At 52.3% G+C, this 13,276-nt stretch carries 12 protein-coding genes; 3 read left to right on the forward strand and 9 right to left on the reverse strand.

The features are described 5' to 3' along the window. Positions 1-115 precede the first annotated feature (115 nt). From ACO0LI_RS01935 to ACO0LI_RS01960, 6 genes are all read right to left on the reverse strand, one after another. Complete coding sequence (locus ACO0LI_RS01935; protein WP_423030427.1) at positions 116-748, reverse strand: methyltransferase domain-containing protein; 633 nt, start codon at positions 746-748, stop codon at positions 116-118. A gap of 23 nt (positions 749-771) precedes the next feature. After that, positions 772-2,337, reverse strand: coding sequence for a ubiquinone biosynthesis regulatory protein kinase UbiB (ubiB, locus tag ACO0LI_RS01940; protein WP_423030429.1), 1,566 nt, complete (start codon positions 2,335-2,337; stop codon positions 772-774). Next, positions 2,334-2,915 carry a ubiquinone biosynthesis accessory factor UbiJ gene (locus ACO0LI_RS01945; RefSeq protein ID WP_423030431.1) on the reverse strand — a complete coding sequence of 194 codons (582 nt, stop codon included), beginning with the start codon at positions 2,913-2,915 and terminating at the stop codon, positions 2,334-2,336. Before ACO0LI_RS01945 ends, ubiB begins: the two co-directional genes overlap by 4 nt. A 253-nt stretch (positions 2,916-3,168) precedes the next feature. Next, entirely contained in the window at positions 3,169-4,077 is a 909-nt protein-coding gene (locus tag ACO0LI_RS01950) for a Tim44 domain-containing protein (RefSeq protein ID WP_423030433.1), read from the reverse strand. Between the two features lie 61 nt (positions 4,078-4,138). After that, positions 4,139-4,873: a bifunctional demethylmenaquinone methyltransferase/2-methoxy-6-polyprenyl-1,4-benzoquinol methylase UbiE gene (ubiE, locus tag ACO0LI_RS01955; protein WP_423030435.1), complete on the reverse strand. Its 735-nt coding sequence runs from the start codon at positions 4,871-4,873 to the stop codon at positions 4,139-4,141. A 143-nt stretch (positions 4,874-5,016) separates the two neighbouring features. Further along, positions 5,017-5,928 carry a LysR family transcriptional regulator gene (locus tag ACO0LI_RS01960; protein WP_423030437.1) on the reverse strand — a complete coding sequence of 304 codons (912 nt, stop codon included), beginning with the start codon at positions 5,926-5,928 and terminating at the stop codon, positions 5,017-5,019. Between the two features lie 96 nt (positions 5,929-6,024). Here ACO0LI_RS01960 and ACO0LI_RS01965 point away from each other — a divergent pair, with 96 nt between their 5' ends. The 3 genes from ACO0LI_RS01965 to ACO0LI_RS01975 all read left to right on the forward strand — a co-directional run bounded on the left by ACO0LI_RS01965 (position 6,025) and on the right by ACO0LI_RS01975 (position 8,155). Next, a complete protein-coding gene (locus ACO0LI_RS01965) occupies positions 6,025-7,092 on the forward strand; it encodes an NADP-dependent oxidoreductase (protein WP_423030439.1) in 1,068 nt (355 codons plus the stop codon). A gap of 4 nt (positions 7,093-7,096) precedes the next feature. After that, positions 7,097-7,792 carry a hypothetical protein gene (locus ACO0LI_RS01970; RefSeq protein ID WP_423030441.1) on the forward strand — a complete coding sequence of 232 codons (696 nt, stop codon included), beginning with the start codon at positions 7,097-7,099 and terminating at the stop codon, positions 7,790-7,792. A 126-nt stretch (positions 7,793-7,918) separates the two neighbouring features. Next, positions 7,919-8,155 (forward strand): hypothetical protein, encoded by a 237-nt coding sequence (locus tag ACO0LI_RS01975; protein WP_423030443.1) that lies wholly within the window; start codon positions 7,919-7,921, stop codon positions 8,153-8,155. Positions 8,156-8,427: 272 nt separating this feature from the next. On the opposite strand, the gene ACO0LI_RS01980 is transcribed toward ACO0LI_RS01975, so the two are convergent. Genes ACO0LI_RS01980 through ACO0LI_RS01990 form a run of 3 tightly spaced genes read right to left on the reverse strand, consistent with a single transcriptional unit; the run spans position 8,428 to position 13,240 of the window. Further along, a complete protein-coding gene (locus tag ACO0LI_RS01980; protein WP_423030445.1) occupies positions 8,428-8,847 on the reverse strand; it encodes a gamma-butyrobetaine hydroxylase-like domain-containing protein in 420 nt (139 codons plus the stop codon). Continuing rightward, a complete protein-coding gene (locus ACO0LI_RS01985; RefSeq protein WP_423030447.1) occupies positions 8,844-9,269 on the reverse strand; it encodes an HIT family protein in 426 nt (141 codons plus the stop codon). Before ACO0LI_RS01985 ends, ACO0LI_RS01980 begins: the two co-directional genes overlap by 4 nt. Beyond that, positions 9,269-13,240 carry a DUF3683 domain-containing protein gene (locus ACO0LI_RS01990; RefSeq protein ID WP_423030449.1) on the reverse strand — a complete coding sequence of 1,324 codons (3,972 nt, stop codon included), beginning with the start codon at positions 13,238-13,240 and terminating at the stop codon, positions 9,269-9,271. Before ACO0LI_RS01990 ends, ACO0LI_RS01985 begins: the two co-directional genes overlap by 1 nt. Positions 13,241-13,276 lie beyond the last annotated feature (36 nt).

The following is a 13,276-nucleotide window of genomic DNA, read 5'->3' on the forward strand; positions in this document are numbered from 1 at the left end:
ACACTCGGCATTTAAATCACGTAAACATTTGCAAAGGCCGAGTGTTGGGCTAATGAAGCGTAGCCCAACCTACACCCTAGCCCAACCTACGATTAACCCAACCGCGATTACGATATTACAAGCGCCGCCAAACCTGCCACTTTTCCTTACCTGCAAACACGGGTATGGAATCACTGACAGCCCGCTCTTCGAGCAAGTCAAAATACGGCGACATCAATTCACGAAATGCAGCACTGTGTACGGTAAACGGCGGCCCTTTGATGGATGCATCTGGCGCATCATCAAAGAAAAAATACCCGGCCAGTAAAGCGCCTGTCGGTAACAGTGCCGCCCAGCGTTTGACGATATCTGCCCGCATCGCAGGAGGTAGGGCGCAAAAGAAGGCGCGCTCATAAATCAGGCCCAGCGGTTGCGTAGGTGTGTAGACAAAAAAATCTGCCTCGATGACATGCTTGCCCCACTCACCTATTGCAGCCTGCGCGCTACGCACTGCAGCAGGGGAAAAATCGATAGCCACAACTGGCCAGCCTGCCTGTGCCAGGAATGCTGCTTCATAGCCGTTGCCGCAACCGGGAATGAGGGTGTTCAGTGTTTGCTGTGTGACTTGCGATGTTATCTGCAATCTTGCCTGCATGAAAGCCTTTAATTCCGCCGGGACATTGCCCTTATCCCAGGGAGTGAAGTTTTTTTCAAAACGTTCATCCCAGAATTGCGGATTGCGTGGATCACGATTCAGGAAATCAGCCATGCTTGCGTGTCACATAGTGTGGTTCAGATTTTGAAATAAAAATGAAGCAGCAATTGTGCCACCACAACGCCAGAGAACAAGCCTGCACCAAAATACACGATGGTGCGTAACAGGCGGTTAGTGCGTCTTTGCTCTGACAACAGCGCCATCAACATGTCATCGCTATGTCTGGGTTCAGCTGCGCGTGTCAGCGCCTGGTGCGCAAGGCGTGGCAATTGCGGGAAGATGTGGCTATAGCGGGGTGCTTCGGCCTTGAGTTTTTCTATCAAACCGCGCCAGCCTACCTGCTCGCTCATCCAGCGTTCCAGATAAGGTTTGGCGGTTTTCCATAAATCGAGATCAGGGTCCAGCTGACGGCCCAGGCCTTCGATATTCAGCAAGGTTTTTTGCAGCAGCACCAGTTGCGGTTGCACTTCCACATTAAAGCGACGTGAAGTCTGGAACAGACGCAGCAAGACCTGGCCAAAAGAAATGTCTTTCAATGGCCGGTCAAAGATGGGTTCGCAACAGGCGCGCACTGCCGCCTCAAGTTCATCCACGCGTGTCTCTTTGGGTGCCCAGCCTGATTCTATATGCGCCTCTGCCACACGCTTGTAATCACGCTGGAAGAAAGCCAAAAAGTTTTGCGACAGATAATCCTTGTCGAAATCATTGAGCGTACCGACGATACCAAAGTCCAGCGCGATATAACGGCCTAGCGTCGCTGGTGCGGTCGATACCAGGATATTGCCGGGGTGCATATCGGCATGAAAAAAACCATCACGAAACACCTGGGTAAAGAAAATGGTCACGCCATCGCGCGACAGTTTTTGCAAATCGACACCGGCTTCACGCAATTTATCCAGCTGCGAAATCGGTATGCCCTGCATGCGTTCCATGACGATGACCGAGGACGAGCAATAATCCCAATACATCTCTGGCACAAGCAGCAAATCCGAATCTGCAAAATTGCGGCGCAACTGGCTACCGTTGGCAGCTTCGCGCATGAGATCGAGCTCATCATGCAGATACTTGTCAAATTCGGCCACGACTTCTTTGGCTTTGAGGCGTTTGCCATCTGCCCACAGGGCTTCCAGCCAGCCTGCTGCAATTTGCATGAGCGCCACGTCATCATCAATGGCTTCTTTCATGCCGGGACGCAGCACCTTGACAGCAACTTCCCGGCCATCTTTCAGAGTGGCGAAATGCACCTGCGCGATGGAGGCCGAAGCGACCGGCACGCGCTCAAAACTGGCAAACAACTGGTCCGGATGCGAACCCAGGGATTTCTTGATTTGCGCTATCGCCAGATCAGGATCGAATGAGGGCACGCGATCTTGCAGGTGTGCCAGCTCATCGGCAATGTCTGGCGGCATGAGGTCGCGCCGGGTTGATAATACCTGGCCAAATTTGACGAATATGGGGCCTAGTTCTTCCAGCGCCTTGCGCAGGCGCTCACCACGTGGTGCCGAGATATCACGCCAGAATATGACAGTATCAATCAGGCGCGCAGTGCGTGGCACGGACAGACCAGAAATCGCGATTTCATCAATGCCATATTTGATGGCGATACGTATGATTTTCGCCAGCCTGAGAAACTTCAATATCATCCGCGCATCCTTTCCAGTTTTTCGATGCGCTTGATAAGACGCTCGACATCATCCCGCGTCTTGTTGACTTCGGCACTAAAGCCCTGCACGGCCTGGGGCCTGACCAGCATGGGGTTTTCTTCTAAAAAATATTCAGCCAGGTTTTCCTGGATTTTTTGATGGGTTTCCAGCGCAGTCTTATGCAGGGATTTGGCAAAGCCAACCATACGCACTGCTGCCACATCGCCAAACAACTTGCTCAAATCTTCCTCCGCTTCCCAGCGCAGGTTCTGGCTAAGGTTGGAGATGGTATTAGCAAAATCTGCATCACCTTCTATTTTGACATAGGAAAAGGCACGGTCACGGTTTTGTGCGATCAGCGGCAAATCGCTAAGTTTGACATAGATGGTGACTTGCGCCAGCTCGTCAGCAGCGGCATTTTCCAACAAACCATCTGGCGCGACTTTGAGGCGCAACTGCATGGTTTGCAAGTCTATACAGGCAATTTTACCGGCATGTGGCAAGAGCTTGTTTTTAGCCCAGCTTTCTTGTGCCAGCAGATGATTGATAAAAGTTACAAAAGGTGCGGAGGGGATCATGTTCAAATCAGGGCTGTTGCAAAATACCTGGCTGGCTCAGAAATGGCAACCAGATCTATCGTGCAAATAAAAAAACCGCCCAGCAATTGCAGGGCGGTTCCAGTTTAACAGCTTATCGCAATGGACATACCTGCGACGTATCAAACTTTAAGGACTCTCGCAAAATTGTTCCAGCAATGTTACAGCGACGACGACAGTACTTCGTACGGCTAGGCACTGTAACGCCGCTGGGGCGTTTTGCGTGAGTCCTTGATTACATTTGTTGGATACCGGCCAATACCCAACCACCCTGGCCATTAACTGGCTTGGACAAGTTCCATACTTCATTGAAGGCTTCTGCAGGCGCATTGGCAGCTTCCTTGATCATGCCTGTGAACTTGATACTGGCCAGATAATCAGCACCCACGGTTTCCACGCCCAGCATATCTGCATTCAAGGTCACAACATCGGTGACATTGGAAGATGCACCACGTTCCTGGATTTGCAGTTTCAGTTCAGCATACATTTCTGCTGTCGTGAATTCACGCAAATCATTGATGTCAGCCTTGTCCCATGCCGCTTGCAGGCGGATGAAATAGCTTTTTGCATTACGCAGGAAGCCCGGCACATCAAAGTCAGCCGGAATAGTCCAGTTGGCATTGGTATCAGCATTGCTGCCTGATGAAGCCGGCGCATTGTTTTGGAAAGCCATAGGCTGAGGCGTCACTGGTGACAATGGTGTCGCTCCGGCAAACGCTGGCTGATTAAAACTATTTCCCGTGTTTTGACCATTCTTGTTACGGAACAGACGGATCACGAAGAAAATCGCAAAGCCGATCAAGGCAAAGGTCAACAAGCTACCCAGCATGCTGGCAGCTGCGCCACCCAGGCCAAAATGCGACAAGGCTGCACCCAGCAAGGCACCACCGATCAAACCACCGGCAATACCCTTCCAGGGGATACCTGGTTTAGGTGGTGCCACTGCAGGCGCACCGGCAGCAGGCGCAGGTGCCGCTGCTGGCTTGGCCGCATTGGCTGGTGACGGCGGTGTAGCCTGGCGCGTCACATTGTTAGACTGACGACCTATAGAGCCGCCACCACCAAGACGCTTGGCTTCTGCGTCAGACACTGTCATTGCCATCGTACTTGCTACGACCAGCATGGCGATCAGAAACTTTTTCATCATTCGACTCCTGTTTGTTTCAAGGTTTACTTCAAGCTTATTTACTTCAGTACTTAAGTTGTCAGTACTTAATACCGGTGTGTAAAGCGGCCACACCTGCCGTCAAATTAAAATATTGCACGCTGTCGAGCCCTGCTGTTTCCATCATCGTTTTCAGGGTTTCCTGATCAGGATGCATACGTATGGATTCAGCCAGATACTTATAACTGTCAGCATCGCCAGCTATTTTTTGTCCCATCCAGGGCAAAACCTTGAAAGAATACAGGTCATAAGGTTTTTGCAGGATTTCCGGCACTTTAGAAAATTCCAGCACCAGCAATTTGCCACCTGGTTTCAGTACACGCTGCATTTCTGCCAGTGCCTGATCCTTGTGCGTCATATTGCGCAAACCAAACGCCACAGTCACTCTGTCAAAGTAATTATCCTGGAAAGGTAATTTTTCTGCGTCACATAGTAAAGTGGGGGTGATCAAGCCCTTATTCAAGAGGCGGTCACGCCCTACCCTGAGCATGGACTCGTTAATATCGGTATGCCAGACTTCACCGGTCTTGCCCGCCTGGCGCGTGAATTCCTTGGTCAAATCACCCGTACCACCTGCAATATCGAGCACCTTGAAACCAGGGCGCACACCCGCCTGGGCAACAGTGAATATCTTCCAGACCCTGTGCAAACCAGCCGACATCATGTCATTCATGACATCATATTTGGCGGCGACAGAATGAAAAACCTCGGCGACCTTATGGACTTTCTGGTCTTCTTCTACAGTGGTGTAACCAAAATGGGTGGTATTGCTCATGTTATCTGCCCTGTTTTCTTCAAGAATCCTGAATTATCACGGTTTTCTGACGACTGTAGAAATTTCCGTTGGCCGACATTCATCTTGTTATGTAACGGATTGTATCTCAACCACCGTAAATTTCCGCACCCGGCTGAAAAAAATCACGCCCCCTCTGTCAACACCCTGCTCACAGCCTGCTGCCACTGCGCTGCATTCCGGGTATTCCAGACCAGATGAACTTCTTCCACACATTGAAAACCGCAGTCTGTCACCTCAAGGCGAACCAGGCCAGCATCGTCGAGGGCAAAATCAGGCAGGTAGGCCAGCGCCTTGCCCGACCTGACCATGGCCAGCAGCAATTGCAAATCATCTATCCAGTAGGCGATGCGACGCGGAAACTGGTCATCTCGCCAGCCATCAGAATGCTTGCCACGTTGCTTGCCGCAAAACAATGATCGCGCCGGGCTGACAAAATCATGGACCAGCACCTGTGCGCTGGTAAAACTCTGCTCTTGCTGACCGCCAGCATCAGCCAGCAAGGGATGTTGCCTGCCCGCCAGCAGTTGCAGCCTTAACATACCCAGCGAGATACTGGCCCAGTCCGCCGACCAGTGCGCAGTGCGGCCATGTAAGACTTCGCTGGTGACCAGGGCATGACTCGCCTCACCCCTGGCTAATGCTGCGAGGGCATCTTCTTCATACATGCTGAGCAAATGCATGTCTGCCGCCGGGTAAGCTGCCATGGCTTGCGCCAGTTGATCGGCATGCCGCCACAGCAGTATGGCAGGGCCTGCCACGCGGCAACTGATGCTGGCATCGTCACCCCGTACATCGGCCTTGGCCTGGTCAGCCATGGACAGCATATTGCGGGCAAAGTCCAGCATGCGCTGGCCGCTGGCATTCAGGCTGAGCTGCTTGGCAGAGCGGTCAAACAACACCGTATCCAGATCGCCCTCCAGCCTGCGCAAGGCCTTGGAAATGGCAGAAGGAGTCAGGTGCAGTTCCAGCGCGGCAGCTCCCAGCGATGGCTGTCTTGCCACACAGGCAAAGATTTTGAGGTCTATGAGGTTCATCTTGCTTATGTTCCTTTAGGTTTCTCGTTTAAATTTCCAATTTGGACATTAAAAGTGAATTTATATTGCTTTACGAGACATTTTAACAGACCTACTATGTCAGCATCTTTTACTCATCTTGATCCCGCCATGACCAGCACTGAAAACCAGATACACCAGCAATGGATATACAGCCGCCATCCCACAGGCGTCGTCAGCGATGAACACTATGAATTGCGCAGTCAGCCACTCGATACCTCGCTGGACCGCGACGAAGTATTGATCGCCGCCCGCTATATCAGCGTAGACCCCTACATGCGCATCAACCAGTCATCCAAACCTACCTATAACCCGGAGCCTCACCCGCTCAATACCGTGCAAGCTGCTGGCGTAGTCGGCCAGGTGCTGGCGTCGAATGCCGCGAGCCTCAAGGAAGGTGACTGGGTATTTGGCATGACTGGCTGGCAAAGCCATGCGCGTGTGCATGTCAGCGCGCTGACAAAAATCGACCCGGCGATTGCTTCCGTATCCACGGCACTGGGCGTACTCGGCATGCCCGGCCGCACGGCCTGGTTTGGCCTGACCGAAGCAGGCAAGCCACATGCGGGTGAAGTGGTCGTGGTATCTGGCGCAGCCGGCGCAGTTGGCTCACTGGTCGTGCAATTCGCCAAACGCCATGGCGCAAAAGTGTTGGGTATCGCTGGTGGCGCAGAAAAATGCGCATGGCTGAAAGACAAGCTGGGTGCTGACTGGGCGCTTGATTACAAGGCATACAGCAGTGACGAAACACTGAGCCAGGAAATACTCAAGCTCACAGGCGGTGTCGATGTGTATTTCGACAATGTCGGTGGCATGGTCACCGATGCCATCCTCCCCATCATCAAACGTCGCGCCCGCATCATCATCTGCGGCCAGATCAGCCAGTACAACGGCGGCCTGGACGTGGCAGAAATGGGCCCACGCCTGCTGCAACACATGCTCTACCAGCGCGCCACTATCCAGGGCATACTGGCCCGCGATTACCTGCACCGCATGGATGAAATGCTGGCCATCGTCTCACCCTGGGTCAAAGCGGGTGAGCTGGTGTTTGAAGAAACCATCATCGATGGTTTTGAACAGTTGCCAAGCGCCCTGAATTCTTTATTCACCGGCGAACATCGCGGCAAATTGCTGGTAAAGGTATAAGCAGATGAAACGCTTGCTCTCTTTCTTCGTGCTCAGCTTTTGCTGCATCTTCAACGCCCACGCCGAAAACAAACACGGCCCCACCTGGGGCGTGCACGGCATGCTTTTGTTCGGCAACAGCGAAGGCATGTATGTGTCCCACCTGCCGATGTTCCATGCACCGCATGATTACCAGGTCGTACTGCAGATACACTGCCTTGATCAAAAGCTGGATGCGGCTATCAAAGCCAGGCTGGAACAAAAACTGGTCTTGTGGACCATGGAACCAGAACAATTCGAGATCGCCAGACTGGCCGCAGACAGCAAGCTGCCACTGAAACAGTTCAAGACCAATATCGTGCTTGGGCATTTTGAACAGGGTGGCAAAACCGAATACAAGGATGTGGCTGTCGTTGTAGAAAAAACCCTGATCTTCCGCCAGTTATCGCCGCAAATGCGTAACAACAATCAGGCTGTTTATCATCAGATAGGTAATGGCACGCAACGCTTTCTGTTGAAGAAAATTGATAGCCGCCCTGACTTTGATCATGTGATCGCGATCAGTGTGCCAGCGACTGCGGCGATGGCGGATGTGGTGGTGAAGAAGACGGGGTTGCAGGCTGTGAGTGATGTGGAGTTTTTGCAGGTTTTGCAGGCTAAGGTGGATAAGCGGTCTGGTGTTAAGGGGACGATTTATCTTGATAAGGCGGATTTGGAGTAAGTGACCAATCGCATAGAAATTACAACTCCACAAAAACAGCAATCGTATTGGCTGCGCTTTTGAAGTTGGGGTTGTCCTTGAATTTTGCAGTTCCCATGTGTCGATGCCTTTGCTGCAAGGCAGAAAATGGAAAAAGAAAGGCCGATGTTTGAGCCGCAGGCGAGTTTTCGGACTTTCCCATTTTTTGACTTGCAGCAAAGGGAACCCCCTTTAGGGGGCAGCGACGCCTGGGTCGCCTTTTTGGCATACCTTTTTGGCGAAGCAAAAAGGTATGTAGCCGCCGGTCTACCACCGGCCTGCAATCTTAAATCACTTGTGCAGGTAGTTAAAAAACGAATTCAGAAATATCGTTTCGTTTTTTAGGAATACGTTGATCTGAGGCCGAGTGTTGGGCTGGTGAAGCGTAGCCCAACCTACGGACCGCGATCTTAATAAGATGTGAAACCGTTTTAAAATCGACTCACAAAATCACACGATTCTGACATTAATAAACTACACGGCATACTACGAACGCCACTAGATTCCTGCCTGCGCAGGAATGACGTTAATGTGTGTACGGCTTATCAAAAGATGGCAGTGCTGGTCTACACCTGAGACGTGAAATCTGAGAATTGATATCTGAGATAGATGCTGACTCAATGCTTAGTACCACAACTCCCCCCACCCTTCACCGGCATAGGCGCATCCCGCCCAGTATCCCCCGCAAACCCCGCCGCCTGCAATTTCTCCAGATATTCCTGCCAGACCTGTGCCTGGTTTTCTCCCAGCCAATACAGATAATCCCAGGTAAAAATCCCCGAGCTATGCTGATCAGAAAAAATAGGCTTGATCGCATAATTGCCGACTGGCTCTATGCCCACAATGCCAACATCGCGCTTGCCGGTTTGCAGGGTCTCTTGCCCCGGCCCATGGCCACGCACTTCGGCAGAGGGTGAAGACACGCGCAGTAATTCAAACGGCAAAGAAAACTCCTTGCCATCATCAAAGGCGACTTCAAGCACACGCGATTGGGTGCGGGCATTCAAGGAAGTGGGTTGTGGATTGCCTATGCTCATGATGCGAAATTCGAAATAATGGTTTGCCTTAATTGCGGCAACAAGTTGCGACGTGCGTCCAGTGCAGCTTGGTCAGCATTGCCATGCGCAGCCGCCCAGATGGGGTTGGGGAAATGCGCATCATCGGTATAACGCGGGATCAGATGCCAGTGCAGATGCGGCACCATATTGCCAAGGCTGGCGACATTCATCTTGTGCGGCTGCATGACAGCACGTATGGCTGCTTCCAGCTTCCAGACAGCTTGCATGAAAACAGCCCTGTCAGCCTCGGACAAATCCGTCATCTCTTTGACATGCGCATTCCAGATGACGCGGCAAAAGCCGGGGTAGTTGGCGTCATCAACGAGGATGACGCGTAGCTGCTCGGTGCTGACGAGGATATCGCCAGCACGGACATCACATAATTCACACACAATGCTCATTACACCAGCACCCTTTCTATACCACCGTTATTGGCTTTGGCGACGTATTCCGGCATCCAGTTTGGCCCCAGGATATGCTTGGCCATTTCGACGACGATGTAGTCGGCAGTCGTGCCAGAGTCTTCATCGTAGCGCGTCAAGCCTTGCAGACAGGCCGGGCAGGATGTCAGGATTTTAACGTCACCAGTAAAACCGTCAGCGCGCAGTTTGTCTGCGCCCTTGTTCATTTCTTCTTCCTTGCGGAAGCGTATTTGCGTAGAGATATCAGGACGCGATACTGCCAGCGTACCGGCTTCACCGCAGCAACGATCATTCTTTTCTATCTTGACTGCATCAACCGTGGTGATCAGCGCATTGACTGTTTTCAGCGGGTCTTGCAATTTCATCGGTGTATGGCAAGGGTCATGATACATATAACGCGTGCCATTCACTGCGGCCAGCTTGACATCTTTTTCCAGCAAAAATTCATGGATGTCGATGATACGGCAGCCAGGGAAGATCTTGTCGAATTCATAGCCCTGTATCTGGTCATAGCAGGTGCCGCAAGAAACCACGACGGTCTTGATATCCAGATAGTTCAGGGTATTCGCCATGCGATGGAAGAGCACGCGATTATCGGTGATCATCTTCTCGGCCTTGTCGAACTGGCCGGCACTGCGTTGCGGGTAACCACAGCACAGGTAACCCGGCGGCAGCACGGTTTGCACGCCTACATTCCACAACATTGCCTGGGTTGCCAGGCCGACTTGTGAGAACAGTCGTTCTGAACCGCAGCCTGGGAAGTAAAACACGGCTTCCGTATCTGCTGTCGTGGTTTGTGGATTGCGGATGATGGGGACCATCTTGTCATCTTCAATATCCAGCAAGGCACGTGCGGTTTTCTTGGGCAGATTGCCCGGCATTTTCTTGTTGATGAAGTGGATTACCTGCTCGCGCATGACAGGCTTGCCCAGGCTCGCTGGTGGTGCCTTGGTCTGTTTTTTGGCGAGTTTTTTCAATACCGTATTACCGAGGCGTTGTGCCGCCACACCCCAGCCAAATATCACCTGACGCGCCGCCTTGATGGTGGCCGGGTCTTTGGCGTTCAAAAAGAACATGGCTGACGCCGTGCCGGGGTTGAAAGACTTCTTGTCCATCTTGCGCAAGAGATTGCGCATATTCATCGACACATCACCAAAGTCGATATCGACCGGACAGGGCGTTACGCATTTATGGCAGACCGTACAGTGGTCGGCCACGTCTTCAAATTCTTCCCAGTGCTTGATGGAGATGCCGCGGCGCGTCTGCTCTTCATACAAAAAGGCTTCGACCAGCAGTGAGGTCGCCAGGATTTTGTTACGTGGCGAATACAGCAAATTGGCGCGCGGCACATGGGTTGCGCAGACAGGTTTGCACTTGCCGCAGCGCAGGCAATCCTTGACGCTATTGGCGATTGCTCCAATATCGCTTTGCTGCATGATCAGCGATTCATGCCCCATCAGGCCAAATGAAGGCGTGTAGGCATTGCGCAAGTCGGCAGCAAAATCTGGCAGATTCAGCAGCTTACCCTTGTTGAAGCGGCCTTCAGGGTCTATGCGTAATTTATACGAGCGGAAATCCTTGATCTCATCTTCAGTCAAGAATTCCAGCTTGGTGATACCTATGCCATGCTCGCCAGAGATAACACCATTCAACGAACGGGCCAGGACCATGATGCGGGCAACGGCATGATGCGCCACTTGCAGCATTTCATAATCATCAGAATTGACAGGCAAGTTGGTGTGCACATTACCATCACCAGCATGCATGTGCAGGGCGACGAAGACGCGGCTGCGCAAGACTTTTTTATGCACGGCCACGCATTCATCAAGTATCAGCTTGAAGGCAGAGCCGCTGAAAATCTGGCGCAATTGTGCACGGATTTCTGTCTTCCAGGATACCCGCACTGTCCTGTCCTGGACGATGGAAAATACGGTCACATCAGGCTGTATTTTTAATCTTTCGTCGAAGACAAATTCCAGCTTGTCCAGACCCAGTTCCAGCAATTCCGCCTTGGCTGCACTGAGTGGCTTGTCGAGATTATTCAGCAGATAAGTCCAGCGTGCTTCTGCTGCCTGCAAGAGTGCATTGGCTTCATTGACACGGTCTTCCAGCAATTCTGATGCGGGGATATCATCACCGGCTGCATCTTCACTCTTACCCAGCGGCAGATTGCGCTTGGCAAAAAAACCTTTCAAGCCATCGAGCAAGGCCAGCTTGTTTTGTATCGATAATTCTATGTTGATGCGCTCTATGCCATCGGTGTATTCACCCATGCGGTTCAGCGGTATCACCACGTCTTCATTGATCTTAAAGGCATTGGTGTGTTTGGAAATCGCTGCGGTCTTGGCGCGGTCCAGCCAGAATTTTTTGCGGGCTTCAGGGCTGACGGCCACAAAGCCTTCTCCGACGCGGGTATTGGCAATACGTATGACTTCAGACGCAGCCTGGGCCACGGCGTTTTCATCATCACCGACGATGTCGCCAAACAGCGCCATCTTGGGCAAGACACCGCGCTTGGATTTGGTCGTATAACCGACAGCGCGCAGATAGCGTTCATCCAGATGTTCAAGACCTGCCAGAATAGCGCCGCCCTTGCGGGTTTCGTTATCGAGGTAATCTTTGATTTCTACTATGCTTGGTATGGCATCCCGTGCCTGGCCAAAAAATTCCAGGCAGACAGTGCGGGCAAACTTGGGCATCTTGTGCAAGATCCAGCGTGCCGATGTAATGAGACCATCGCAACCTTCTTTTTGCACGCCAGGCAAACCCGCGAGGAATTTGTCAGTCACGTCCTTGCCCAGGCCTTCTTTGCGGAAGACGCGGCCCTTGATATCAAGCTGCTCGGTCTTGAACGGCTGCTTCTCGCCAGGGTGTGTCCATTCAAGCTTGAACTTCGCCATTTCCACATCATGGATTTTGCCGAGGTTATGTTCAAGGCGTGTCACTTCCAGCCAGTCACCGTTAGGATCAACCATGCGCCATGAGGCCAGGTTGTCGAGCGCCGTGCCCCACAATACCGCCTTCTTGCCGCCCGCATTCATGGCGACGTTGCCACCTATGCATGAGGCTTCGGCCGAGGTTGGGTCAACTGCAAATACAAAACCGGCTTTTTCAGCCGCATCCGAGACGCGCTTGGTGACGACACCGGCACCGGAATAGATAACCGCATAATCGCGGTCTACGCCAGGCAGGCGTGTCATTTCGACTTCGCCCAGTTGTTCGAGTTTTTCTGTATTGATGACTGCCGACAAAGGCGTCAGCGGGATAGCGCCACCGGTATAACCCGTGCCACCGCCACGCGGGATGATGGTCAGGCCCAGTTCTATACAGCTTTTGACGAGACCAGCCATTTCATCTTCAGTGTCTGGCGTCAGCACAACAAAGGGATATTCCACGCGCCAGTCGGTTGCATCAGTGACATGCGATACGCGGCTCAGGCCATCGAACTTGATATTGTCTTTTGCAGTAAAACGCGCCAGCAACTTGTTGGCTTTCTTGCGCAAATCATAGGTGTCGCGGAAATCCTTGGAAAACGCTGCCACCGCCTTGCGGGCAGCCTGCACCAGCGTTTCCACGCTATTGCTACGTTCTGCATCATCGTTGACGGTGCTCAGGCGACGTTTTTCTACTTCAGCCAGCCTGTGGTTCAGCGCATCGATCAAATCCTGTCTACGCTTTGGGTTGTCCAGCATGTCGTCTTGCAGATAGGGATTGCGCTGCACTACCCAGATATCACCCAGCACTTCATACAGCATGCGCGCAGATCGCCCGGTCTGGCGTTTGCCGCGCAATTGATCCAGCAATTGCCAGGCATCTTCACCTAGCAGGCGGATAACGATTTCGCGGTCAGAAAACGACGTATAGTTATAGGGAATTTCCCGCACGCGGGTCGGTGTGGCGCCTTGGGGTGCATCTGCGAGCAAGGCCTGTATCTGGGCTGGAGCATTCATCAGTGACGTGGTTGGACGGATATATAAAAGTCCATT

Source organism: Undibacterium sp. Tian12W (genome assembly GCF_049339405.1).
In the GTDB taxonomy this organism is placed as follows: domain Bacteria; phylum Pseudomonadota; class Gammaproteobacteria; order Burkholderiales; family Burkholderiaceae_D; genus Undibacterium.